This window comes from Rhizobium sp. 10PS4, from assembly GCF_032464805.1.
In the GTDB taxonomy this organism is placed as follows: domain Bacteria; phylum Pseudomonadota; class Alphaproteobacteria; order Rhizobiales; family Rhizobiaceae; genus Rhizobium; species Rhizobium laguerreae.
In genome coordinates, this window is the sequence record NZ_JAWDIW010000002.1 from 179,874 (window position 1) to 203,448 (window position 23,575).

Here is a 23,575-nt window from a genome sequence, read left to right on the forward strand (position 1 = left end):
ATTTTGATGCTTATTTGTTCCTGTATTGTTCTTTTTTGGGGGTTGAAATGAGCAGCATGCAGTTGCGTACCTTGACGTTTGCCGTGTCGATGATTGTTGCCGGCGCCGGCGTGGCGCAGGAGGCCGGCGGGCGCACCCGCTTCATTCTGGCGGCGAGCTGGCAGCCGGCCTTTTGCCAGACGAACCAGAAGAAGGCCGAGTGTGCGAGCCAGACCGGCGAGCGCCCGGACGCGACGAACTTTTCGTTGCACGGACTTTGGCCGATGCGGCAAGATTATTGCGGCGTGAGCGCCGAGCAGAAGGCCGCCGACAAGGATGGCGACTGGAACAAGCTGCCGGAGGTCACGCTTGCGGCCGAGACGAAGACGGCGCTGGCAAAGGCGATGCCCGGCACGCAATCCGGCCTGGAACGGCATGAATGGGTGAAGCATGGCACCTGCACGAAGATGAGCGCCGACGACTATTTCGGCGTCGGTGTGCATCTCGTGGGCGCGCTCAACGCGTCGGCGGTACGCGATCTCTTCGCTGCCAATATCGGCAAGCCGGTCAAAGCCGACGCGATCAAGGCGGCTTTCGACAAGAGCTTCGGGCCGGGTGCCGGCGACCGCATCAAGATGAGCTGCCGGCGGGCCGGCAATGTCAGGATGATCAGCGAGCTGACGATCGGGCTTTCGGAAGCCGCCGGGACAGCATCGGCGAAAAGTGCCGGCCTCGCCGATCTGATCCAGGGCGCTGGAAAAACGTCGTTCGGTTGTGACGAGGGCGTCGTCGACGCTGCGGGCTTTTGACCGGAAATCCTGAGTAAACCGGGTTTCGGCGTTGCCCGCAGGCGCTGTTTCGCCTACATAGCGGCACAATCGAAGTTTCCCGCCCGGAGCAGCGCAGCATGGCACGTCAGTTCATCTATCATATGTCCGGCCTCAACAAGGCCTATGGCAACAAGAAGATCCTGGAGAATATCCACCTTTCGTTCTACCCGGATGCCAAGATCGGTATCCTTGGTCCGAACGGCGCGGGTAAATCCACCGTGCTGCGCATCATCGCAGGCCAGGACAAGGAGTATACCGGCGAAGCCTGGCTCGCCGAAGGTGCGACGGTCGGCTATCTGGAGCAGGAGCCGCATCTCGATCCCAACAAGACGGTGTTCGAGAATGTCATGGAAGGTGTCGCCTCGAAGACGGCCGTCCTCGATCGTTACAATGAATTGATGATGAACTATTCCGATGAGACGGCGGAAGAGGGTGCCAAGCTTCAAGACGTCATCGACAGCCAGAACCTCTGGGATCTGGAAAGCCAGGTCGAGATGGCGATGGAAGCCCTGCGCTGCCCGCCGCGCGACGCCGAAGTCACCAGCCTTTCCGGTGGTGAGCGCCGCCGTGTCGCGCTCTGCCGCCTGCTGCTTTCGCAGCCGGATCTGCTGCTGCTCGACGAACCGACCAACCACCTGGACGCTGAAACCATCGCCTGGCTCGAAAAACATCTGCGCGACTATCCGGGCGCCGTGATGATGATTACCCACGATCGCTACTTCCTGGACAACGTCACCGGCTGGATCCTCGAACTCGACCGCGGCCGTGGCATCCCCTACGAAGGCAACTATTCGGCCTACCTGCAGGCGAAAGCCAAGCGTATGCTGCAGGAAAGCCGCGAAGACGCATCGCGCCAGAAGGCGATCAGCCGCGAACAGGAATGGATCGCTTCCAGCCCGAAGGCCCGTCAGGCCAAATCCAAGGCGCGTATCAAGTCCTATGAGCAACTGGTGGATGCCGCCGAGAAGCAGCGTCCCGGCGACGCGCAGATTATCATCCCGCTCAGCGAGCGCCTCGGCCAGGTGGTCATCGAGATGGACGGTATTACCAAGGGCTTCGAGGGCCGCACGCTGATCAACGACTTGTCGATCAAGCTGCCGCCGGGCGGCATTGTCGGCATCATCGGCCCGAACGGCGCCGGTAAGACGACGCTATTCAGGATGATCACCGGCCAGGAAACGCCGGATGGCGGTTCGATCCGCATCGGCGAGACCGTGCATCTCGGTTATGTCGACCAGAGCCGTGACACCCTTGCGGCCGACAAGACGGTCTGGGAGGAAATCTCCGGCGGCGCCGAAATTATCAAGCTTGGCAAGTTCGACATGAACTCCCGTGCCTATTGCGGCGCCTTCAACTTCAAGGGTGGCGATCAGCAGCAGAAGGTCGGCAATCTCTCTGGTGGTCAGCGCAACCGTGTTCACCTTGCCAAGATGCTGAAGGCCGGCGGCAATGTTTTGCTGCTCGACGAACCGACCAACGACCTCGATACGGAAACGCTGGGTGCCTTGGAGAACGCGCTGGAGAACTTCGCTGGCTGCGCCATCATCATCAGCCACGATCGCATGTTCCTCGACCGCCTGGCGACGCACATCCTCGCTTTCGAAGGCGACGGCCATGTCGAATGGTTCGAAGGCAACTTCGAGGATTATGAACAGGACAAGGTGCGCCGCCTCGGCCCCGATGCCCTCAACCCGGGTAGCCAGGCCCATAAGCGCCTGACACGCTGATTTCACTCATTGTTGCTTGCGGAAGCCCCGGTTCGGCCGGGGCTTTTTCATATCACGCCTTTGTCGCAATCTGAGCAGCCAATTTCGCGGAGAGTGCGAATTGCCGCTTGCCACCGCTTTTCAAATCACATAAAGATATCTTTATATCTTGATTGGATCAAAGATGAGCGAACCCTTGAAGCTTGGACTGGATGCGCTGGTGGACGTCTTGAAGGCGGCCGGCGAGCCCACGCGCCTGCGTCTTCTGGCGCTTCTTGACGGCGGCGATCTGACGGTGACCGATCTTACCGAAATTCTCGGCCAATCCCAACCCCGCATCTCCCGCCACCTGAAGCTGCTCGGCGAGGCCGAACTGATCGAACGCTACCAGGAGGGCGCTTGGGCCTATTTCCGCCTCAAGCAGGACGGTAAGGCCGCCATGCTGGTGCGGGCGTTGCTGAAGCATGTTTCCGAGAACGATCCGACCATCCTTCGTGACGGCGAGCGGCTGTCGCAGGTCAAACGCCAGCGCGCCGAGCGGGCACAGGCCTATTTCAGCCGCAACGCGGCCGAATGGGACGAGCTTCGCCGCCTGCATGCGGCCGATGAAGAGGTCGATGCCGCCGTCATCCGGCTGCTCGGCAGCCAGCCGATCGACTCGCTGCTCGATCTCGGCACCGGCACCGGCCGCATCCTCGAACTCCTGTCCGGGCTCTACCGCCGGGCGACCGGCGTCGATGCCAGCCGCGACATGCTGAGTGTGGCGCGCGCCAATCTCGACAAGTCCCGCATCACCAAGGCCACCGTGCGCCACGCCGATATCCTGAACCTGCCTTTCGAGGGACAGGATTTCGATCTGGTGACGATCCATCAGGTGCTGCATTTCTTCGATCAGCCGGAGATTGCGATCGCGGAAGCGGCGCGCATGCTCCGGCCGGGCGGCCGGCTCGTGGTCATCGACCTTGCGCCGCACACGCTCGAATATCTCCGCGACGAGCATGCGCATGTCCGTCTCGGTTTTTCGCACCAGGCGATGTCCGACTGGTTGCGCAAAGCCAGGCTCGACGTCGAGCAGGTTGTCGATCTTCATCCGGGTCAGCAAAGCGGGCAGGGGTTGACGGTCACCGTCTGGCTCGCGCGCGATCCGAGGCGCCTCATGGCTTCGCAGACGAGCGAAGGCGCCGAACCTACATTTGCCGGGAGGGTATGACATGGCTTTGAAAAACGAAGCACGCGGCCGCAACGACATTAGAGTCTCTTTCGAATTCTTCCCGCCGAAATCGGAGGAGATGGAAGGCCAGCTCTGGCACGCCGTCGGCCAGTTGCAGGATTGGGACCCGGATTTCGTCTCGGTGACCTATGGCGCCGGCGGCACCACCAAGGCACCGACACTCTCCACCGTTACGCGCTTCCTCTCGCAGACGCCGCTTGCCACCGCTTCGCATCTCACCTGCGTCGGTGCAACGAAGGAGGAGACCCATCAGGTGGTCGACACCTTCCGCAAGGCCGGCGTGACGCATTTCGTGGCGCTGCGCGGCGATGCGCCCGGCGGTGCCGGCGCGCCCTACCAGCCGCATCCCGGCGGTTATGCCAATGCGGCGGAGCTGGTGGCCGGCCTCAAAGAAATCGGCGATTTCGAGATTTCGGTTTCCGCCTATCCGGAAAAACACCCGGAAAGCCGTGATACGGCGGCTGATATCGACATGCTGAAGCGCAAGGCCGACAATGGCGCCGACCGGGCACTGACGCAGTTCTTCTTCGATAACGACAATTTCGAGCGCTACTTGGAACGGGTGCGCGGCGCCGGCATCTCGATCCCTGTCGTGCCCGGCATTATGCCGATCCAGAACCTGACGCAGCTGAAGCGTTTCGCCGGGGCCTGCGGCACTGTTATCCCCGCCTTCCTCGATGAGCGCTTCGCAGGCTTCGACGACAAGCCCGAGGAGCGGGCGAAGGTCGCCGCCGAAGTCGCCGCCGAACAGATCGAAGATCTCGTCCGGCGCGGTATCCACGACTTCCATCTCTATACAATGAACCGTGCGCCGCTGGTTTCCGCCGTGCTCGACAATCTCGGCTTCTCTCGCCGGGCGGCAAAAAGTGCGGGCGCGGCCGCCTGATCCTTTCAGCCAATCAACGCGTCTACAGCGCCCTTTGCGGCTCTCGAAAAGACGCGCGGCGCTGCAAAAGTGAAAAGCGCATGTCGGGCGGGACATGCGCTTTTTCGTTGGCGGATTGATCAGCTATTCAGGAGTTTAGGCACTATCAGTCATTACACTTTCGTCGGCCAGCTCAGATGAAGAGCATGGACAAGACGAAAGCAAACGCTGCACTGACCAACAGAACATTCAAGGATTGCGTGAGTCCCATGTCTGTCTCCTCGCGTTAACCGGCCAATAATATGTCTGAAATATGTCGGTTGGGAAGCAGATCTTATGCTGCGCTGCAGAAGGGTTCAGTGGATAAGTCGAATAGCGTTTCGGCAAGCGTTTGAAATTGTTTGTTAATTCTCAACAAATTTTTGTTCACAGATTTTATCATGCCGTTAAATCGGGCGATTGCGCATTTACCTATGCGCCCAAAACATGGCGGGATCGCAACCGGTTGAAAACATGTGGAATTCGCAACCAGTTTCAGGCGGCCTTGGCCAGCAGGCGATAGGCGCGGCCATCGAGAATGACGAGGCCGAAACCGATCAGCGCCATGCCGGCAAACTCGCTCAGTGCCAGCCTTTCTCCGAGGAAGAGCACGCCGAGAAGGATGGCGCTCGGCGGCACCAGCAGGGTGACGAGCGAGGCATTGGTGGCGCCGGCCGTCGCCATGATCCGGAAATAGAGGATGTAGCCGAAGGCGGTCGACAGCAGCGCCAATGCCAGGATGGCGAGGAGGGCATCGAGCGGCGGTGCGGCAAGCGCCCAAGGACGATCGGCCAGCAGCGACAGCGGCAGTGCAATCAGCGAAGAGGCGGTCAACTGGCCGGCTGCGGTAACAGGGGCGGGAACATTCTTGAAGCGTTTTCCGTAAGTGGCGGCGAAACCATAGGAGATGGCAGCAAGCACGGGAAGAAGCAGCGCCCAGAGCGGGGCTTCGCGACCGGCCGAAATGCCGGGGCCGATCAGCACGATCGTTCCGGCCAGGCCGACGAGGCAGCCGGCGATCTTTGCCGGCGACAGCTTTTCGTCTGAGGTGAAGTAGTTGGCGATCAGCACGGTCCAGATCGGTGTCGTCGCATTCAGGATCGCCGCAAGACCGGCGCCGATGCGGGTCTGGCCGAAGAAGATCAGCGCATGCGGCAGGGCATTGTTGATGAGGCCGAGGATCAGGAACTCACGCCAGCGGGCCTTGAAGATCGCATAGAAATCGAAACGGCCGGCGATATAGATATGCAGCGCCAGCGCCGCGAGCAGCAGCCTGAAGAAGACCAGGGTCAGCGGCGGCACGTGCTGGACGGCAATGCGGGCAAAGAAGAAGGAGCCGCCCCAGGTCAGGCCGAGCAGGACCAGCAGAGCCCAGGTCCAGGCATTCATTCTGCTGTCCATGCCGATTCCTCCACCGCAAGCCGTTTTGCCGAAAACAGTTTTCGGTTTCATGCTTTAGCGCAGGCGGCGGATCGCGCCACCCGTTTCTTGCGAAGCGGATGGCGGTGCAATGTTAGCAGGGATCAAAGGGCGTTAAGAAGGGCAGGCGTTGCCCAGCCGTCGGCCGGCATGCCGAGGCGCTTCTGTTCCTTCTGGATCGCGACTCGCGTGCCGGAGCCGAGGATGCCGTCGATCTCGCCGACATCATGGCCGAGCGACTGCAGCTTGGTCTGCAGCGCCTTCATCTGGTCGCTGGCAAGCCCCTGTTCCGGCACACCCTTGAGGTACGGCTCGGCGCCCGAAAGGCGCGTTCCGAAATAGGCGGCCGAGGTCGTGTAGATGAACGACTTGTTCCATTCGAGATAGATCTTGAAATTGGGATAGGCGATGAAAGCGGGTCCCATGCGGCCCTGCGGCAGCACGAGGTCTCCTTCCAGGTTACCGAAGGCGGTATTGCCGTCGCGCGGTTTGACGCCGAGCGCGAACCATTCGGCGGCCTTCATCGTGCCGCCAAGTCCGGATTTTTCGAAGGGCAGGTTATCCGGCAGGGTCACTTCCTGCAGCCAGGGCTGGCCGCGCTCGAAGCCGAGATGCTGGATGAATTTCGCCGCCGTCAGGATGGCGTCCGGGCTGCTTTGCTTCAGGCGGACATGGCCGTCGCCGTCGCCGTCCATGCCATAGGCGATGATGTCGCGCGGCAGCATCTGCACCTGGCCGATCTCGCCGGCCCAGGCGCCGGTATTGGTGGCGGGGTCGAGGTCGCCATGCTCGACCATCTCAATAAGGGCGATCAGCTGCGGGCGGAAGAGTTCCGGGCGGCGGCAGTCATGCGACAGCGTCACCAGAGCGTTGCGGGTGTTGAAATCGCCCTGGACGGCGCCGAAATCGGTTTCCATCGCCCAGAAGGCGGTGATGACGCCTGGGGGCACGCCGAATTCCTGCTCGGCGCGAGCAAAGACGTCGGCATATTGCTTCATCTTCTGGCGGCCGATGTCGAGGCGGGCCTGGCTGACGGTGCGCTGGGAGAATTCGAGGAAGGTTTGCTTGAAGACGCCCTGCGCGCGATCGCGACTCAGGACCTTGGGATCGATCTCGGCGCCGGCGAAGGCCTCGTCGGCGGCTGCCGCACTGGCGCCGGCTGCGACAGCATCTTTCTTGACGCCTTCGAGGAAGGCGGACAGATCGCCTCCACAGGGCGCTGCCGGGGCTGCGCCCGGCGCCTGCTGGGCGGCCGCGCCGCCTGCGAGGGCGAAGGCAAACAGAAGGGCGAGTGCAGAGCGGCTTGCGAGCGAGCGGTGCATGGATGCGGTCCTTATATCAAACAGATTTCCGTCGCTTTCACAGACGAATGTGACGGAAGCAAGAAACATCGCAAGACGTTACTAAGAATTTCTATCCTTGGAAACGGCGGCGACCCAATTGTTCCAGTTCTTTGCGCTGCCGCCAAAGACATTGATGTCGGTCGGCCCACTAATGCCGGGAATAACGCCGGTCGAGGTATATTGCCAGAAGGCCCAGCGGCGGTCGGAATAGGTCGCCTCGGGGTGTTTTGCCACCGAACGGACCCAGAAATGATAATCCTGGAAGTAGCCGACGAGATTTTCGCGGTGGAAATCGACCGAGGTGTAGATGATCGGGCGCTTGCCGTAATAGGCCTCCAGCCGGTCCATGAAACGCTGCATTTCGGCGCGCACCGTTTCAGCGTCGGGACGGTAGCGGCAGGTCTTCGATTCGCCGTTCCATTCGACGTCAAGCACCGGCGGCAGCCGCATGGCCGCCTTCGGCACGTTGCGGATGAACCAGTCGGCCTGCTGATCGGCGGAGGAGCAGAAATAGTAGAAATGATAGGGAGCGTGCGGGATGCCGGCGGCGCCAGCCTCTCGCCAGTATTCGTCGAAGCGCGGATCGACCCTGTCCTTGCCTTCGGTGGCTTTGATGAAGGCGAAGGAGACGCCTGAATTCTTCACCGTGCCCCAGTCGATATCGCCCTGCCATTTGGAAATATCGATGCCGTGCACCGGATTCTGCTGCGGATGCTTTGCTCCGAAATCCTGGGGATCGGTGTCCTTGAAGCGCGTCTTCGGCTTGATCGACGCCGTTTCGAGATAGTCATAACCCGAGGAACTGCAGCCGGCCAAAAGGACGGCCAAGGGCAAAACGCAAAACAATAGCCGGCGCATGGGCGTCCCGTCGTAGCTCGAATGATCTCTTTGCCCCACAACCTGACCTTCGAAAAAGACGAGTCAGCAGAGGATAACCCTCTATTCGCCATATCAACGTAAAAAATCGGTTAGTTTCAAGCGAATTATGAGCGCTTGCTGATAATAGCTGCCCGCCAGGCATAACCGCCGCCGACGGTATCGAACAACAATGTCGCGTTGTTTTCATGGGCTTGCGCTTCCAGGACCTCGCGCAGATCGGGGCGCGGGGTGACGTGGAATTTTGCAAGCCAGGACTGCAGCATGCGCCGGAACCAGCCCGGCAAGCCTTCCTGCTGGCCGAAATCGACGATGTGCAGCTGGCCGCCGGGATTGAGGGCGGCAATCGATGCATCAACGGCGCGCTGCCAGTCCGGGATCATCGACAGGGCATAGGAAATCAGGATGCGATCGAAGCCGCTGACGCCGAATTCGCGCGGTGTGAACGCCGTGGCGTCGGCGACGCGGAACTCCGGGATCGTCGCCTTGGTGGCAAAGGTCTTGCGCGCCGAAATCAGCATCTCCTGGGAAATGTCGAGGCCGAACAGCTTGGCGGTCGGGAAATGTCTGTGGGCGAAAGCCATGTTGCGCCCCGTGCCGCAGCCGACTTCAAGCAGCGTGCCGCCTTCGGGCACGTCGAGATTGCGGATCGTGCTGTCGCGGCCGAGAAGATAATATTTGCGGGTCAAGTCGTAGATATGGCGCTGATAGCGGTACATGCCATCCATGAGGCTGGCATGTTCATCGCTCTGTCCTGCCGTCTCGGTGCCGATCTTGCTCACGCCTTCTTCCCGTAAATGTGGAAGCCGCCGTAGATTGCCGAGCGATCGAGCGCGGTCAGCTCACGCGACTTCTCTTCGAAATAATCCCATTGGTCGCGGATCGCCGGAGCCAGGCGGCCTTCGATGATGCTCTTTTCGGCGGCGGTGCGGAAGATCACGCGGGCGCCTTCGCGCGCCGTGCGGGTGATTTCCGTCCAGACGTCGTTCAACTGCTCGTCCGTCATCCAGTCCTGCGCGTCGAGCAGGATGTAGCGGTCGCGTGAGGCGGCGGGCTCACGGGCCAGAAGCTCGGTGAAGCTTGCGTGGTGAACGTTGACGCGGTCGACATTGGCGCGGATCACCTGATAGTGCTCAGACTTCAGATAGGTCGGCAGCGGACCTTCTGCTTCGGTGCCGTAGCGGCGGCCGAAGGCCTGCCAGGCGAAATAGTTGTCGCTCATCGGGAAATGACAGGCAAGCTTTTCCAGGCGGTGCTTCAGCACCGGCGCGATCGAATGATCGGCGGCAAGGCTTGCAAGTTCGTCATATTGCTGCGGCGGAATGCCGAGGCCGAAGAGCGAGCTCTTGCGGCCGGTGATCCAGCGCACGACCGGCTTTTCGAAGAGCGGCGCGATCTGCTCGTCGAAGAACTGGCGTTGCTCGCGGATCGAGCGGGTCTTGGTCATCTCGTGCAGCTTGACGCCATGCAGGCGGGCAAGAAGGTGGGCGGCGCCGATGAAGCGACCGAGCAGGCCCGTTTCGTAAATGTTGCGGTCGAAGACTGTGACGCGGCGACGGCCGAACTTACGGCCGTTCCAGTAGCTGCGGGTCGCCTCATCGAGACGGGCGGCGAGATGCTGGTCGTAGGCGCGGCTGTTCGACTTCTCGTTCGGCATTGCCAGGAAGCGGACGAGATCGGCATGGCCGGGAAGGTGCTTGAAGGCGGCAAGCTTCAGGCGGTTCAGCGCGATGTGGTGCGGGTTGAGATCGACGACGTCGATCGAGGCCGGCGCTTTGGAGAGATAGGCGAGCATGTTGCAGCCGCCGGAGCCGATGGTAACGATGCGATGGTTTGGCTTCAGCTCCATCGCCTGCATGTCGAGATCCGGATCCTCCCAGATCTGCGGATAGACGAGGCCGGAGAAGAGAAGGCCGAAGAGACGCTCGGAAAAGCCATCCTTCGAAAAAGCCTTATGGCGGAGAAGGGCGTCCTTGAGTTTCCGGTTCTTGCGGAAGCCGGCATCCGGTGCAAATTCTGACATGAGTCTGTCACCTTTTTAGCGTTCAGGGCGTGTAGCGCGCCACTGCTACAGTTTGATGACGTGGGCTGTGGGCGCGCGCCGTTCGAAAACATCAAGCTCCTCGGAAAGTGATCGAGGCGACGGATCTTCTTCGCGCCGCCCCCTTTCCGGCAGACGGAATTCCTGCTTCTCTCCGGGCATTCGGAGGAATGCCATGCGATTTGTCCTGCGTGTCTTGAAGGCGCTTGCTCTCCTTCTCGTTCTTTTCGTCGTTGCCGGCGCCGCCTGGTTGTTCGTCAGTCCGCCGGAGCTCCTGCGTGTCGGGGACGGCTATGCCGCCAAGATTGTCTGTTCCAACGTCTTTATCGCCGGGCGCAACGCCGAGGACGTGCTGGAGGACGATGTGCAGGCGCCGGGAAACCCGCTGCTGCGGCTTGTGCGCGTCAGTGTCGACCGTGACAATGGCCGAGTGACGGCTCGCTTCATGGGGCTGTTTGCATCGAGTTATGCGCTCTATCGCGGTGGGCTCGGCTGCACGAGTGTGCCGGATGGCGATTTCGAGGCGGCAGCGAATGCCGTCCCCTTCGGCGCGCCGGCCAAGATGGAAACGAACCCTGCTTTATGGCCGCAGGGCGAGGACGTCGGAGATCCCGACACGAAGGTTGCCGCTGTGCTGGCCGATGCCGGGCTTGCCGGCCCGGCCATGCGGGCGGTCGTGGTGGTGCGGGATGGTCGCATCGTCGCGGAAGCCTATGGCCCCGGATTCTCGGCGAAGACGCCGCTGATCGGTTGGTCGATGACGAAGACGGTGAATGCGGCGATCCTCGGTCGCCTGATGCTCGACGGCAAGATCTCCTTCGACGACGATCATCTGCTGGCGCAGTGGAAGGACGATGATCGCGCCAAAATAAAGGTTTCCGACCTGCTTGGCATGGAAAGCGGCCTTGCCTTCAACGAGAATTATGCCGATGTCGCCGACGTCACGCGCATGCTCTATCTCGATCCCGACATGGTATCGCTGCCGGCCAATGCGCCGATGGAGGCGGCCCCCGGCAAGCGATTCCGCTATTCGAGTGGCACGGCGGTGCTTTTGTCGCGCATCTGGATGGACAGGGTCGGCAATGCTCAGGCGGCTTTTTCCTATCCGCGCGACGCGTTGTTTGCCCCGCTCGGCATGACGAGCGCCGTGTTCGAACTCGATGCGCGCGGCACGTTCGCCGGAAGCTCCTATCTTTATGCGACTGCACATGACTGGGCGCGCTTCGGGCAGTTCCTGCTGCAGGATGGCGTGTGGAACGGCCAGCGTCTATTGCCGGAGGGTTTTGTCGGCGCCATGCGCACCGCGACGGCTGCTTCGAACGGCCGGTACACGCAGGGCCAGGCCTGGCTCGCCCCCGGCGGCGGCTCGAGCGCCGCGTTTGGGCTGCCGGAGGATACATTCTGGCTGACGGGGCATGACGGGCAGAGCATGGCGATCGTGCCGTCCGCAAATCTGGTCGTCGTCCGGCTCGGACTGACGCCGAGTTGGTTCAGCTACCAGCCGCGGACGATGCTGAAGGCGATCCTGGCGGCCCTGCCGCAATCGGGGGCGCAGGAACAGCAGGCCGGATCGCAACGGCAAGCCCAGCCGTAGCCATAGGCCACCGTTTCACCCGTCATCCCTGTTTCAACAATTGCCGGGTTTCAGTAGTTACCGTGGGCGATGTCGGTCATGCCCTTGCGCTTGGCGTCGTAATAATAGCCGCGGGCGTAGAGGCGAACGGCATCGTCTTCCTTGCTGTCGGAGACGAGCCAGGCGCCGCGCAGATATTTCGCAGCATATTTGATGTTGGTTTCGGCATCGAAGAGGCCGCCCGGGGCACCGTCATAGCCCATCGACTTGGCGGTGTTGTACTTGATCTGCATGAGGCCGAAATAGCCGCGCTTGTTGTAGGCCTTCGCATTATAGCGGCTCTCGCGATGGACGACGCGATGGAGCAGGGTCTCGGGAATTTCGTAGATTTTCGAATATTTCTGGATGAGCTTGGTGACAAAGCTCTTCTCGACGGTCGGCGCATCGTTTTTGTCGTCGTCGCTGAACATCGGGGGGGCGGTCGGGGGATCGATTGGCCCGGATTCGTCGAAACCGTAGTCCATGCTGGCACGCGGCGTGGTGTCGACTGCGGCAAGTGCTGCAAGCGCGCTGTTTTGCGGTGTCGCGGCAAAGGCAAGCTGCGTCGTCGGCTGTGCCGGCCTTCCCGGACGCGGCGTCGGTACCACGGACTGAATCGCCGTCATCTCGGGCGTCAGCGGGATCTGCGCATAGGCTGCCGGCTGCATGCCTGCCTGTATGGTAAGATCGCCAGGCTGGGAGGCTGTCACGGCCGGCATCGCCGTTGCGGTCAGGGAGGGGGATGTCTGTGGAATGGTGGCGCCTGAAAACGACTGACCGGCCGCGCCTTCGGCTGTCGGGATCGCGGCGAGTGTTGCATCTTCGCCGGGTTTCGGCATGGGCACGACGGTCTGGGCGGCTGTCAGTTCGGCCTGGGACGTGTATTCGACGCTCGTACATCCCGTCATCACGCCGCAGAGTATCGTCGAGACGACAAGACTGCGTTTCAGGCCGGATAATCCGATCGCTACCATTCCGCCACTTTCGTGAAATCGCGCCGCCCCGGCAGCGTATAAAAGTTACCAAAAGCCTTAAGCCCTGGTGACCCCATTAACCTATTCGTGACATTCCGGCAACCACGGAATATTTCGGAATATTTCTACGCTGCAATACGGCGATACCCGGCCGTTACGGCGCCTGCAGCGATCAGCAGAGTGCCTCCGGTTCGGTTTACGGCGCGCTGGATGCTCGCCTTGCGAATCAGTCCGCGTGCGCTATGGGCGAGAAAGGCGTAGGTGGAAGCGTTGAGGATCGCCAGCACGAGGAAGGTGGCTTCCATGATCGCCATCTGCCCGACGAAGGGCAGGGCCGGATTGAGGAACTGCGGCACGAAGGCGACGAAGAAGATGATGCTCTTCGGATTGAGGGCGGTGACGACATAGGCGTGGAGGAAGATCTTGACCGACTTTTCCTCCGGCAGGTTGTCGTTGTCGGCAATCGGTTCGCCGATGATGGGAGCCCGCCAGAGCTTGATTCCCAGCCAGATCAGGTAGGCGCCGCCGATCCACTTCAAGACGGTGAAGAGGGTCGCCGAGGCGGCCAGGACGGCGCCGAGACCGAAGAGAGAGGCCGTCATCGCCGTGAAGTCACCAAGCGCCACGCCGCCCACCGTCGCGAAGGCCGTCCGGCGCCCATGACCGAGCGCATAGGAAACGACGAGCAGTATCGTCGGCCCCGGTATGGCCAGCATGATGGCGGATGCGGCCGCAAAAGCGAGCCAAGCTTCAAGTGACATGGTGTCTCCTCCTATTCCTCAGGAACAAGCAAAGACATCATATTAACCATCCGTCAATCACGCTTCTTTGTATTTCTGGCCTATATTGTCCATGACTTCGGCAAACCATGCCGTCGAAAGGTCAAAAGCCTTGCCGCCCTTGATGCGCGGGAATTCTATAGTGCGCAATTTACCGTTCTGGCTTTCATCATGGCCGGTGACGCCGGAGACTTTGTTGAGCGCGCTTTCGACGGCGAGATCGACCATGCTCTGGATCAGCCTGAGATCATCGCCGTTGGCGGGCGCCGAGCGGGCGAAATAACCTGATTTCTGCACCAGGGAACGCTCGGCGTCGAGCAGATTGGCGAACTGCTTCTGGAACCAGGCGCCGACATTGATCGTGTCGATTTTCACATGGCCGAAAGCATCGCGCTTGACGGTCTCGCCGGCGGCTTCGCGCTCGGCGACGATGGCATCGAGGCAGGCGCCTTCCGAGACGAAGACCGTGGCGTGGCCGTTGCGGTCCATGCTTTCCTTCAGCCGGGCGGCCTCGGCGTCGAGGTCGAAGGCCATCTCAGGCAGGTAGACGGCGTCGATACTCTTCAGGTGCGCGTCCATCATCAGGCCGTCGACATACTGGTTGCGGCTGGTGCGCTGCAGATAGGCGCGGGCGGTGGCGGCCGTCAGCCAGCCGCAATGGCGGCCCATGACTTCATGGATGACGAGGGTGCGGGGGGCGGCGGTCTGCTCGTTGCCGACATTGTCGAAGAAATGCGCGCCGACTTCGGCGGCCGTCCAGGCGCCGAGAGACTGGCGGATCGGCACGACGTCATTGTCGACAGTCTTCGGCAGGCCGACGACGGTGAGATCGTAGCCGTTGGCGGCGAGGTAGGCGGCAAGGTCGGCGGCCGTGGTGTTGGTGTCGTCGCCGCCGATCGTGTGGAGAATGGTGATGCCGTCATTGGCGAGGCGTTCGGCGGCGACCCGCAGCGGATTCTCGCCCTCCTTGACCAGGCCGCGCTTGACGCAGTCGGCGGCATTGGTGAGCTTGACGCGGCTGTTGCCGATCGGCGAGCCACCGTAGCGGTGCAGCAGCGGCGCCTTTTCGCGCATCGCGCGGCTGATCTCGATGCTGTCGCCGAGGAGCACACCCTGGTAGCCCGACTTGTAAGCGACGATTTCGAGTTCGGGCGCGACGTCGCTATAGCGTTCGATAAGGCCGCCGACGGCGGACGAAAGACAGGGCGCCAGGCCTCCGGCGGTCAGCATTGCGACTTTCTGTTTGGCCATGATCCCTCCTACGGTGTTTCGGTGCGGCAGCGTTAGCTAGCGCATGGATGCGGCAGGGAAAGGGCCCTGTAAAGTAAAGAATTTACGAAAAATGCACGTTTCTGCCATGTTGGACTGCAAAGGCGACGCGAAGTGCTGATATAATCGTTTCAACCAGGTCTGCGGTCGGGAACTGCCCGTGGAAATTTCCGCCGCGCGTTCCGGAATCCACGTGCCCTGGCAATGCCGGCGACCGCCGTCCATGCCCTCATGCGAGATGAAAGCGGGCGTGATGAATCGTTTGTTGCGGTGCGACAATTACCAAATCGTGAAAACTGTGTTCGGCCCTACGACGAATAGTCGCCTTGCAAAGGCTGCGATTCTTTGGTCAAGCTGTTTCTCTATAAGTTGACAAGTGTGTGAGATTTTCGATGTCCTTCTGGGAAAAACTGTTGAATGCCATTGGCAATACTGCAGGCAATGCGCTGTCTGCGGTGGTCGAGGCTATCCGCACGGTTTTTGAAGGCGATCCCGAGACCCGGCGTAAGGTGGCTTTCTCGGTGGCGATTATCGCGCTGTCGGCCAAGATGGCCAAGGCTGACGGCATCGTCAGCGAGAAGGAGGTCGAAGCCTTTCGCGAAATCTTCGAGTTTCCGCAGGATCAGGCGAAGAATGTCGCCAGGCTCTACAATCTCGCGCGCCAGGACGTCGCCGGCTACGAAGCCTATGCCGAACGGCTCTCGACGCTGTGCGTAACCTGTGCGGCCAATTGCCCGGTGCTGGAAGACGTGCTCGACGGCCTCTTCCACATCGCCAAGGCCGACGGGCTGATCCATGAGAAGGAACTGAATTTCCTGCGCCATATCGGCGAGATCTTCCAGATGAGCGAGATCCGCTTCGAGCAGATCGCCGCCCGCCACGTGTCGTCCGGCGGCGATCCCTACAAGGTGCTCGGCGTCTCGCCTTCCGATGATTTCCCGACCATCCGCCGCCGTTACCACGGCCTCGTCAGCGAACATCATCCCGACCGGCTGATTTCGCGCGGCGTGCCGAAGGAATTCCATGTGATCGCCAATGAGCGCATGGCGGCGCTGAACGCGGCCTATGAGGCGATCGAGAAGGAACGCCGCGCCGCATGACCTCTTTCGAGGCCGACTGCAGAAGCGCCCGCGTGCAACCTTCGCCGAACCATGGCGAACGGGCGGACGGGCGCCGTCCCGATATGATCCTGCTGCACTATACCGGCATGCCGACGGCAGATGGTGCGCTCGACTGGCTCTGTCGCGCCGAAAGTCAGGTTTCCAGCCATTATTTCGTGCATGAGAATGGCGAGGTCGTGCAGCTCGTGCCGGAAATGCGGCGTGCCTGGCATGCGGGAAAAAGCAGCTGGCACGGCGAGACCGATATCAATTCGCTGTCGATCGGCATCGAGATCGCCAATGCCGGCCATCCGGGCGGGCTTCCTGATTATCCGAAAGAGCAGATCGCCGCGGTGATCGAATTGTGTCGCGACTGTGTCAAACGTTGGTCGATCACGCCGGAACGGGTCCTCGGGCATTCCGATGTCGCTCCGATCCGCAAGGTCGATCCGGGCGAGAAATTCCCCTGGGCCGCGCTCCACCAAGCAGGCATCGGGCACTGGATCGAGCCGGCAACGATCACCGGTGGGCGCTTCTTCCAACGCGGCGATACCGGTCAACCTGTGGAAGCGCTGCAGTCGATGCTGTCGCTTTATGGTTACGGCACTGAAATCACAGGCAAATTCTCGGAAAAAACGGCGGGTGACGTCGAAGCTTTCCAGCGCCATTTTCGGCCCGAACGGATAGATGGTATCGCCGATTTCTCGACGATCGACACGCTGCACCGGCTGCTGTCGGCTTTGCCGCATTATTCCTGATTCCTCGACAATTACTGAAACGCCGAATTTCGCACTGCAGCGCGAAATTCGGTCTGCCACATCATTTCCCTATTATCTCCTCATTGCGATGGTCTAAGAACCTCCGCCAAGCGGTGCTCGGGGTTGTTTTCGAGTTAAACCAAGGGCGTTATGTGAAACGATAAGAATTACCGTGAATCCCGATCGGTCCTTGATCTGGTATTCATTATGACAGCGAGGCGCGCCGTCCGGAAATTCTTTGGGTCGGAGTGTTCAAGACTACATGAGAAAACTGATTGTTGTTGCTGCAACATGCGTTGGCATGGTGCTGGCGGGAAATAGCTTTGCCTTTGCGAATGATTGGGGTGTGCGAGCCGATGCGCCGGTGAAGAAGGTCGAGCGTCCTTCGAAGAAGACAGAGCGTCCGTTGAAGAAAGCGGAGCGTTCGGTCAAGCCGGCGAAGCGTCCGCTCAAGACGGCGGAACGCCCGCTGAAGACGGTCGAGCGCCAGAGCGGTTATCCCGTCGCCAATGTTTCCGGCAATTCCTATTCCGCACTGATCAGCAAATATGCGAACCAATATGATGTACCGGTTGCGCTTGCGACCGCGGTCATCCGCATCGAAAGCAATTTCAATCCGAATGCGCGCGGCAGCCACGGTGAAATCGGCCTGATGCAGATAAAGCCTGCAACTGCCCGCATGATGGGCTATTCCGGCAGCGCCAAGGGCCTGTTCGATCCCGAAACCAACATCAAGTACGGCATGAAATATCTGGCTGCGGCCCATGATCTCGGTGGTGGCGAGACTTGCAACACCATCCTCAAATACAATGCCGGCCATGGCGCCACGCGCATGAACCCGGTGTCCAAGTCCTATTGCGGCAAGGTTCTGGCAATGCTCTGAGCCTGAAGCGCTTATCCCTGAAAAGAGCTGGATGATTCAAGACGATTGCCATGGTATCGCTGGCATTTAGCGAGGTGCGATATGGCAGTCGATTTCAGGTTCATCGTTATCGGCCGCGGCATGATGGGTGCCGCGGCCGCAAAATATCTGGCACGCCAAGCGGACGGTGTCGCGGTGATTGGCCCGGACGAGCCTGTTGACCGCAAGACGCATCAGGGTGTCTTCGCCAGCCATTATGACGAGGGGCGCATCACTCGCACCATCGATCCCGACCGCAATTGGGCGCTGCTCGCCAACCGCTCGATCGACCGCTATGGCGAGATCGCCCGCGACAGCGGCATCGATTTCTATCGCGAAGTCGGCTGCGTCGTCGTCGCGCCGACCGGGGGCGATTATCTCGAGAAAACCCGACGGGCCGCCGTTTCGCTCGGCGTCGAGACCAGCCTGCTCGACGAGCAGGGGCTGAAAGCTGCCTTTCCCTTCTTCGCCTTTCCCGATGGGGGCGCGGGCGTCTTCGAGGCGAGGGGCGCCGGCCACATCAGTCCGCGAAAGCTTGTGAAAGCCCAATCGTTGCTGGCGGAACAGGCTGGTGCGGCCGTCATTCGCGATCATGTCGTTTCGATCCGCAGCGAAGGTGGATCGGCTGCCGTCGAGACATCAGGTGGCCTGATCTATCGTGCTGAAAAGGTGCTGCTGGCAGCAGGCGGATTTTCCATTTTGGAGAATCTGTTGCCGCAGCCCGTTGCCATGACGGTTTATGCCCGGACCGTGACGCTTTTCGAGGTAAGCGATGCCGACGCGGCACGCCTGGTCGCGATGCCATCGCTCATTCTCCGGGCGCCTGGCATCGATATCTACCTGCTGCCGCCGATCCGGTATCCCGACGGCAAATTCTACCTGAAGATCGGTGGCGATCCTGACGATCTGACGCTCAGCGACGACACGGAAATGCGCGCCTGGTTCAAGACCGAGGGGCGCGATACAGTGCGCGCGCATCTCAAGCGCATCGTTGAAGGTCTTGTGCCCGATATGGTGCCGCTTTCGATTTCGACGGCCGCCTGCGTCGTGTCGCATACGGAAAGCGGCTATCCGATGATTGGCTATAGCTCATCGCCCGAGATCGCGGTGTTGACGGGCTGCGCCGGGACGTCGGCCAAGAGCTCGGACGAAATCGGTCGGCTTGGGGCCGAGCTGCTTTTGTCAGGCGGAATCAGCGAACAGGGCTATTCCACGGATTTCACACCGCAATTTCGGTAAGTAAATTTTGATTTCGATAGCAATTGCGATCTCTCTCGTTTATGGGAGCCCTGCCAGTTGGCTGGGCAGCCGCGCTTTACCAATGCCGAAAGGCGGTAGGGTGAGGAAAGTCCGGGCTCCACGGAAACACGGTGCCGGATAACGTCCGGCGAGGGTGACCTCAGGGAAAGTGCCACAGAAAGCAAACCGCCTGTCATGACAGGTAAGGGTGAAAGGGTGGGGTAAGAGCCCACCGCATCTCCGGCAACGGAAATGGCACGGTAAACCCCACCGGGAGCAAGACCGAATAGGGATGACGCGGTAGGCCGAAAGGCCTTCCGGCTGGTTTCCAGGCCAGTCATCCGGGTGGGTTGCGTGAGGCAGCGTGCGAACGCTGTCCCAGAGGAATGGCTGCCACGTTCCGGTTCACGCCGGAGCCATACAGAACCCGGCTTACAGGCCAACTGGCGATTATCATCTTAACGGCGCGGCAGCCGGATTTTCAGCGTAAGTCGCTGAAACCGGCTGTTTTCAAGCAGATGTTTATGCATCCATCGGATGGATTTTTCCTGAAGGGATACCAATGCGTGTCATTTGTAAGATGACTCCGCTAACCCTTTGTTAAACTTAACGGCTTATAAATTTTTGATCATGCGTCTATTGCAAAATAGGCGTATCCCATTGACGCCCATATGGTCCCATGCTATCCCAAATGCGCACTGCACCAGGGCAATTATCTGCCCATTTATCGCAAAGCAAAGGCGTCTTCCTCTCCGGAAGCGTCGGAGGGGTTTTGGCTCATCCGGCTTGCGAAGCTGTGCCTGATATCGGGAGTTTCGGGCGTCTTTTGGTCGTCCGGATCCCTGCGGGAACGGATGTTTCGTGTCATGAGCCGCTTCCTTTCGAATGCGACCAACAGGATCGACGCCAAGGGCAGGGTTTCCGTGCCTTCGGCTTTCCGTTCCGTGCTGGCGCAGCGCAACGTCCAGGAGCTCTACTGCTTCCAGGACTTTGTGTTTCCGGCGATCAGCATCGGCGGTCCGGATCTTCTCGAAAGATTCGAACGGCAGATTGCTGCGGAGGATCCGTTTTCGCCGGATGCGAACGAGATGTCGCTTCTCATTCATGGAGGCGGGGTCTTCATGAAGCTCGACGCCGAGGGGCGGTTGATGGTCACGGATTTCATTCGTGGCTTTACCGGCATCTCGGACGAAGTGACCTTCGTCGGTCGGGCGGATCATTTTCAGCTCTGGCAGCCGCAGGCTTTTGTGGCCGCACAGGCGCAGGCACGAGGGGAGCGCAAGCTGGCGGGCAAGCGTTCCTGAAACAACGAGGGAACGGAATGGTGGCGAATCCTGGCGGAGGTTCAACTGATGCCGGTGGCGGACCGGTTCGTCACATTCCTGTTCTTCTCGCTGAAGTTCTTGCGGCATTGGCGCCCGCGCCCGGCAAACTCATCCTCGACGGTACGTTCGGCGCGGGCGGTTACAGTTCAGCCATCCTTGCTGCCGGCGCCGAGGTGATCGCGCTCGATCGTGATCCGACGGCGATTGCGGCCGGCCAAGCGATGGTTGCCGCCCATGGCGGTCGTCTCAGGCTCGTTCATTCGCAATTCTCGCATCTTGCCGATCATGCGCCGCAAGGCGGGCTCGATGGCGTCGTGCTCGATATCGGCGTCTCCTCCATGCAGATCGACGAGGCCGAACGTGGCTTCTCCTTCCAGAAGAACGGGCCGCTCGATATGCGCATGTCGGCCGAAGGCGTTTCGGCCGCCGATGTCGTCAACCGCGCCAAGGTCGCCGATCTCATCCGCATCTTCCATTTTCTCGGCGAGGAAAGCCAGGCACCGCGTATCGCCCATGCGATCGAGAAGCGACGCGAGGAAAAACCGTTCGAAACGACACGCGATCTCGCCGGTCTCATCGAGCTCGTCACGCCACGCAAGATGAAAGACAAGATCCATCCTGCAACGCGCGTCTTCCAGGCCTTGCGTATCTTCGTCAACGACGAGCTCGGCGAACTGGCGCAGGCGCTGTTTGCGGCGGAGACGGTACTGAAGCCCGGCGGGCGGCTTGTCGTCGTCACCTTTCATTCGCTCGAAGACCGCATCGTCAAGAAGTTCTTCTCCGATCGCGCCGGCAAGGCTTCGGGTTCGCGGCATCTGCCGGTCGCGCATGAGCGGGCGGCAACCTTTGCGGCGGTCGGCAAGCCATTGGTTTCGGCAAGCGAGGCGGAGGCGGAGATCAATCCGCGCGCCCGCTCCGCGAAGTTGCGCGCCGGTCTGAGGACGGACGCCGCCGCCGAAGCCGCGGATATGTCGCTCTTCGGGTTTCCCAATCTTGCCAGTCTCGGAAAACTTGGAGGTTGATATGCTGAAAACGTTCGATCTCGTGCTCATCGGCGTCATGACGGCCACCGCCACCGTGACCTACACGATCAAGCACCGCGCCGAATTGAAGGTCGAGGAGGTTCATCGCCTCGAAGCAGAGATCAAGCTTGAGAAGGACACGATTGACCTTCTCAAGGCCGACTGGGCACTGCAATCGCAGCCGAACCGGCTGGAGCGTCTGGTCAAGGCCTATAATGAAGAATTGAAGCTGCAGCCGACGGAATCGACGGCGCTCGTGCATGCCAAGGAATTGCCGATGCTGAAATCTGAGGTTCCCGTGCCTGACGTGACGGAGGCAAAGGTCAGCGCCAAAGGCGCGACCGTGGCCAGCGCCAAGAGCGCGACCGAGGCCAGCGCCAAGAGCGCGCCAGGCACCAAGGGCGCGCAAGCCACCGCCAAGGCGCAGCCCGTTCCGATGCCCGCGCCGCGCGGCGAGACTGAGGATGCAGACCAGATCGAAACCGGATCGGTGGAGGAATAATGTCGTTTCTTTCCCGCATCATGGTTTTGAAGAGCCAGGCGCATTTCTCCGCCGGCGTCTATAACCGGTTTGGCGGTCCTTCCCCCGCCGGCCTGGCGATCGAGGGGTCGCGCAAGAAGAAATCAGGGCAGGCAAAAAGCCGTGTCGGCCTGCTGATCCTTGGCTTCATGGGCGTCTACGCCGTCATCGGCGGCCGTCTCGTCGAATATGCGATGAAGGACCAGGAGGTCGTCTCCAGCATCCTGCCGCCCGACCGGCTGATGGCCTCGCGCCCCGACATTCTCGACCGCAACGGCGAGGTGCTGGCGACCGACATCCGCACCGTCTCGCTGTTTGCCGAGCCGAACAAGATCGTCGACGCCGACGAGGCGGTCGAGAAGCTTGCAACGGTGCTGCCCGAGCTCGACGTCAGAGACACTTATAAGAAGCTCTCGGTCAAGACCTCGCATTTCGCCTGGCTGCGCCGGCAACTGACGCCGAAGCAGCAGAGCCAGATCCTGGCGCTCGGCATTCCCGGCATCGGCTTCCGGCCGGAGAAGCGCCGCTTCTATCCGGGCGGGGCGACCGCCGCGCACATCCTCGGTTACGTCAACATCGACAACCGCGGTGTCGCCGGCATGGAGAAATTTATCGACGACCAGGGGCTTGCCGATCTCGCCTCCGTCGGCATGACCAGCGACCAGCCGCTCGAGCCGGTGCGCCTTTCGATCGACCTGCGCGTGCAGAACATCGTTCGGGACGTGGTCGTCAACGCTGTCAACAACTTCCAGGCCAAAGGCGCCGGCGCCGCGATCATCGATGTGCATACGGGAGAAGTGCTGGCGATGGCATCGGCGCCGGATTTCGATCCGAACGATCCGCAGGAAGGCGCCAAGGAGGGTTGGCTCAACCGGATGACCAACGGCACCTTCGAAATGGGTTCTACCTTCAAGACCTTTTCGCTGGCCATGGCGCTTGATAGCGGCAAGGTGAAGATGACCGACAGTTTCGATGCCAGCAAATCGATCTATATCGGCGGTTTCACCATCCACGATTTTCACGGGCAGCGCCGCTGGCTGACCGTTCCCGAGATTTTCCAGTATTCTTCGAATATCGGTACGGCGCGCGTCATCGATATCGTCGGCATCGACGCTCAGAAGGACTATCTCACCAAGTTAGGCCTCTTGACGAAGATGCAGACCGAGCTGCCCGAAGTGAAGATGCCGAGCCAGCCGCGCGTCTGGAAGAAGATCAATTCGATCACGATTTCCTTCGGCCATGGCGTCTCGACGACGGCGCTGCAGACAGGGGTGGCGGCTGCCGCACTCGTCAACGGCGGCAAGCTGATCGAGCCGACATTCCTGCCGCGCACACGCGAACAGGCCGATCAGATCGCCAAGCAAGTTCTTAAGAAGTCGACTAGCGACGAAGTGCGCCATCTCCTCGATTTCAACGGTTACAAGGGATCGGGGCGGGTCGCCCGCGTGCCGGGTTTTGCCGTCGGCAGCAAGACCGGCACGGCGGACAAGGTGGTGAATGGGCGTTACTCCTCGACGCTGAACTTCAACTCCTTCATCTCCGCTTTCCCGATCGATAATCCCCGATATGCCGTTATCACCTTCTGCGACGAGCCAAAAACGGGCGAAAAGCAATATGGCGGAACGCTCTCCGCAGGTACCGCCGGTCCGATCGCCCGCGACATCATCAGCCGCGCGGCCCCTATTCTCGGCATCGAGCCGAAATTCGGGGAGGGCGGATCGGCCTTGCTGGTGTCTTATTGAGTGTG

General features: G+C 60.8%; 21 protein-coding genes and 1 other RNA gene. 14 read left to right on the forward strand and 8 right to left on the reverse strand.

The features are described 5' to 3' along the window. Positions 1-47 precede the first annotated feature (47 nt). The 4 genes from RWJ89_RS03820 (at position 48) to metF (ending at position 4,632) form a co-directional block, all read left to right on the forward strand. Positions 48-788 carry a ribonuclease T2 family protein gene (locus RWJ89_RS03820; protein ID WP_168284630.1) on the forward strand — a complete coding sequence of 247 codons (741 nt, stop codon included), beginning with the start codon at positions 48-50 and terminating at the stop codon, positions 786-788. 98 nt (positions 789-886) lie between these two features. Next, positions 887-2,536 (forward strand): energy-dependent translational throttle protein EttA, encoded by a 1,650-nt coding sequence (gene ettA / locus RWJ89_RS03825; RefSeq protein ID WP_316030592.1) that lies wholly within the window; start codon positions 887-889, stop codon positions 2,534-2,536. Positions 2,537-2,699: 163 nt separating this feature from the next. After that, positions 2,700-3,725: an ArsR/SmtB family transcription factor gene (locus RWJ89_RS03830; RefSeq protein ID WP_168284631.1), complete on the forward strand. Its 1,026-nt coding sequence runs from the start codon at positions 2,700-2,702 to the stop codon at positions 3,723-3,725. Position 3,726: 1 nt separating this feature from the next. Beyond that, entirely contained in the window at positions 3,727-4,632 is a 906-nt protein-coding gene (gene metF / locus RWJ89_RS03835) for a methylenetetrahydrofolate reductase [NAD(P)H] (protein ID WP_221942387.1), read from the forward strand. A 513-nt stretch (positions 4,633-5,145) separates the two neighbouring features. On the opposite strand, the gene RWJ89_RS03840 is transcribed toward metF, so the two are convergent. The 5 genes from RWJ89_RS03840 to RWJ89_RS03860 form a co-directional block, all read right to left on the reverse strand. Further along, the gene (locus RWJ89_RS03840) at positions 5,146-6,051 is read right to left on the reverse strand and encodes a DMT family transporter (protein WP_316030593.1); all 906 of its coding nucleotides are present in this window, start codon (positions 6,049-6,051) and stop codon (positions 5,146-5,148) included. A gap of 122 nt (positions 6,052-6,173) precedes the next feature. Continuing rightward, the gene (locus tag RWJ89_RS03845; protein WP_131666305.1) at positions 6,174-7,391 is read right to left on the reverse strand and encodes a lytic murein transglycosylase; all 1,218 of its coding nucleotides are present in this window, start codon (positions 7,389-7,391) and stop codon (positions 6,174-6,176) included. A gap of 81 nt (positions 7,392-7,472) precedes the next feature. After that, a complete protein-coding gene (locus RWJ89_RS03850; RefSeq protein WP_131666304.1) occupies positions 7,473-8,270 on the reverse strand; it encodes a glycoside hydrolase family 25 protein in 798 nt (265 codons plus the stop codon). A gap of 125 nt (positions 8,271-8,395) precedes the next feature. Next, positions 8,396-9,070 carry a class I SAM-dependent methyltransferase gene (locus RWJ89_RS03855; RefSeq protein ID WP_131666303.1) on the reverse strand — a complete coding sequence of 225 codons (675 nt, stop codon included), beginning with the start codon at positions 9,068-9,070 and terminating at the stop codon, positions 8,396-8,398. Continuing rightward, positions 9,067-10,311 (reverse strand): DUF3419 family protein, encoded by a 1,245-nt coding sequence (locus RWJ89_RS03860; RefSeq protein WP_131666302.1) that lies wholly within the window; start codon positions 10,309-10,311, stop codon positions 9,067-9,069. The genes RWJ89_RS03855 and RWJ89_RS03860 overlap by 4 nt, the downstream gene beginning before the upstream one ends. A 193-nt stretch (positions 10,312-10,504) precedes the next feature. On the opposite strand from RWJ89_RS03860, the gene RWJ89_RS03865 reads away from it, so the two are divergent. Continuing rightward, positions 10,505-11,923: a serine hydrolase domain-containing protein gene (locus RWJ89_RS03865; RefSeq protein WP_316030594.1), complete on the forward strand. Its 1,419-nt coding sequence runs from the start codon at positions 10,505-10,507 to the stop codon at positions 11,921-11,923. Positions 11,924-11,973: 50 nt separating this feature from the next. On the opposite strand, the gene RWJ89_RS03870 is transcribed toward RWJ89_RS03865, so the two are convergent. The 3 genes from RWJ89_RS03870 to RWJ89_RS03880 form a co-directional block, all read right to left on the reverse strand. Then, positions 11,974-12,915 carry a transglycosylase SLT domain-containing protein gene (locus RWJ89_RS03870; protein WP_316030595.1) on the reverse strand — a complete coding sequence of 314 codons (942 nt, stop codon included), beginning with the start codon at positions 12,913-12,915 and terminating at the stop codon, positions 11,974-11,976. A gap of 125 nt (positions 12,916-13,040) precedes the next feature. Beyond that, positions 13,041-13,676, reverse strand: a complete 636-nt coding sequence (locus tag RWJ89_RS03875) for a LysE family translocator (RefSeq protein WP_131666299.1) — start codon at positions 13,674-13,676, stop codon at positions 13,041-13,043. A gap of 57 nt (positions 13,677-13,733) precedes the next feature. Further along, entirely contained in the window at positions 13,734-14,945 is a 1,212-nt protein-coding gene (locus RWJ89_RS03880) for a pyrophosphate--fructose-6-phosphate 1-phosphotransferase (protein ID WP_168284636.1), read from the reverse strand. A gap of 410 nt (positions 14,946-15,355) precedes the next feature. Between RWJ89_RS03880 and RWJ89_RS03885 the strand changes: the two genes are divergently transcribed. The 9 genes from RWJ89_RS03885 to RWJ89_RS03925 all read left to right on the forward strand — a co-directional run bounded on the left by RWJ89_RS03885 (position 15,356) and on the right by RWJ89_RS03925 (position 23,570). Next, on the forward strand, positions 15,356-16,063 hold the full coding sequence (locus tag RWJ89_RS03885) for a J domain-containing protein (RefSeq protein ID WP_017961314.1): 708 nt from the start codon (positions 15,356-15,358) through the stop codon (positions 16,061-16,063). Further along, positions 16,060-16,821 carry an N-acetylmuramoyl-L-alanine amidase gene (locus tag RWJ89_RS03890; protein WP_316030596.1) on the forward strand — a complete coding sequence of 254 codons (762 nt, stop codon included), beginning with the start codon at positions 16,060-16,062 and terminating at the stop codon, positions 16,819-16,821. The genes RWJ89_RS03885 and RWJ89_RS03890 overlap by 4 nt, the downstream gene beginning before the upstream one ends. 262 nt (positions 16,822-17,083) lie before the next feature. Then, positions 17,084-17,704 carry a lytic transglycosylase domain-containing protein gene (locus tag RWJ89_RS03895; protein ID WP_062945306.1) on the forward strand — a complete coding sequence of 207 codons (621 nt, stop codon included), beginning with the start codon at positions 17,084-17,086 and terminating at the stop codon, positions 17,702-17,704. Between the two features lie 81 nt (positions 17,705-17,785). Beyond that, positions 17,786-18,961 (forward strand): NAD(P)/FAD-dependent oxidoreductase, encoded by a 1,176-nt coding sequence (locus tag RWJ89_RS03900; RefSeq protein WP_316030597.1) that lies wholly within the window; start codon positions 17,786-17,788, stop codon positions 18,959-18,961. A gap of 53 nt (positions 18,962-19,014) precedes the next feature. After that, positions 19,015-19,412, forward strand: an RNA gene (gene rnpB, locus RWJ89_RS03905) — RNase P RNA component class A. Between the two features lie 415 nt (positions 19,413-19,827). Further along, on the forward strand, positions 19,828-20,265 hold the full coding sequence (mraZ, locus tag RWJ89_RS03910; RefSeq protein WP_025395324.1) for a division/cell wall cluster transcriptional repressor MraZ: 438 nt from the start codon (positions 19,828-19,830) through the stop codon (positions 20,263-20,265). A 17-nt stretch (positions 20,266-20,282) separates the two neighbouring features. After that, a complete protein-coding gene (rsmH, locus tag RWJ89_RS03915; protein ID WP_316030598.1) occupies positions 20,283-21,308 on the forward strand; it encodes a 16S rRNA (cytosine(1402)-N(4))-methyltransferase RsmH in 1,026 nt (341 codons plus the stop codon). A gap of 1 nt (position 21,309) precedes the next feature. Then, on the forward strand, positions 21,310-21,810 hold the full coding sequence (ftsL, locus tag RWJ89_RS03920) for a cell division protein FtsL (RefSeq protein ID WP_168284640.1): 501 nt from the start codon (positions 21,310-21,312) through the stop codon (positions 21,808-21,810). Further along, positions 21,810-23,570 carry a peptidoglycan D,D-transpeptidase FtsI family protein gene (locus tag RWJ89_RS03925; protein WP_020050840.1) on the forward strand — a complete coding sequence of 587 codons (1,761 nt, stop codon included), beginning with the start codon at positions 21,810-21,812 and terminating at the stop codon, positions 23,568-23,570. Before ftsL ends, RWJ89_RS03925 begins: the two co-directional genes overlap by 1 nt. Positions 23,571-23,575: the final 5 nt, after the last annotated feature.

Coding starts and splice junctions, on each gene's coding strand:
- RWJ89_RS03820 (WP_168284630.1), top strand. CDS start 48: ATGAGCAGCATGCAGTTGCGTACCTTGACGTTTGCCGTGTCGATGATT.
- ettA (WP_316030592.1), top strand. CDS start 887: ATGGCACGTCAGTTCATCTATCATATGTCCGGCCTCAACAAGGCCTAT.
- RWJ89_RS03830 (WP_168284631.1), top strand. CDS start 2,700: ATGAGCGAACCCTTGAAGCTTGGACTGGATGCGCTGGTGGACGTCTTG.
- metF (WP_221942387.1), top strand. CDS start 3,727: ATGGCTTTGAAAAACGAAGCACGCGGCCGCAACGACATTAGAGTCTCT.
- RWJ89_RS03840 (WP_316030593.1), bottom strand. CDS start 6,051: ATGGACAGCAGAATGAATGCCTGGACCTGGGCTCTGCTGGTCCTGCTC.
- RWJ89_RS03845 (WP_131666305.1), bottom strand. CDS start 7,391: ATGCACCGCTCGCTCGCAAGCCGCTCTGCACTCGCCCTTCTGTTTGCC.
- RWJ89_RS03850 (WP_131666304.1), bottom strand. CDS start 8,270: ATGCGCCGGCTATTGTTTTGCGTTTTGCCCTTGGCCGTCCTTTTGGCC.
- RWJ89_RS03860 (WP_131666302.1), bottom strand. CDS start 10,311: ATGTCAGAATTTGCACCGGATGCCGGCTTCCGCAAGAACCGGAAACTC.
- RWJ89_RS03865 (WP_316030594.1), top strand. CDS start 10,505: ATGCGATTTGTCCTGCGTGTCTTGAAGGCGCTTGCTCTCCTTCTCGTT.
- RWJ89_RS03870 (WP_316030595.1), bottom strand. CDS start 12,915: ATGGTAGCGATCGGATTATCCGGCCTGAAACGCAGTCTTGTCGTCTCG.
- RWJ89_RS03875 (WP_131666299.1), bottom strand. CDS start 13,676: ATGTCACTTGAAGCTTGGCTCGCTTTTGCGGCCGCATCCGCCATCATG.
- RWJ89_RS03880 (WP_168284636.1), bottom strand. CDS start 14,945: ATGGCCAAACAGAAAGTCGCAATGCTGACCGCCGGAGGCCTGGCGCCC.
- RWJ89_RS03885 (WP_017961314.1), top strand. CDS start 15,356: ATGTCCTTCTGGGAAAAACTGTTGAATGCCATTGGCAATACTGCAGGC.
- RWJ89_RS03890 (WP_316030596.1), top strand. CDS start 16,060: ATGACCTCTTTCGAGGCCGACTGCAGAAGCGCCCGCGTGCAACCTTCG.
- RWJ89_RS03895 (WP_062945306.1), top strand. CDS start 17,084: ATGAGAAAACTGATTGTTGTTGCTGCAACATGCGTTGGCATGGTGCTG.
- RWJ89_RS03900 (WP_316030597.1), top strand. CDS start 17,786: ATGGCAGTCGATTTCAGGTTCATCGTTATCGGCCGCGGCATGATGGGT.
- mraZ (WP_025395324.1), top strand. CDS start 19,828: ATGAGCCGCTTCCTTTCGAATGCGACCAACAGGATCGACGCCAAGGGC.
- rsmH (WP_316030598.1), top strand. CDS start 20,283: ATGGTGGCGAATCCTGGCGGAGGTTCAACTGATGCCGGTGGCGGACCG.
- ftsL (WP_168284640.1), top strand. CDS start 21,310: ATGCTGAAAACGTTCGATCTCGTGCTCATCGGCGTCATGACGGCCACC.
- RWJ89_RS03925 (WP_020050840.1), top strand. CDS start 21,810: ATGTCGTTTCTTTCCCGCATCATGGTTTTGAAGAGCCAGGCGCATTTC.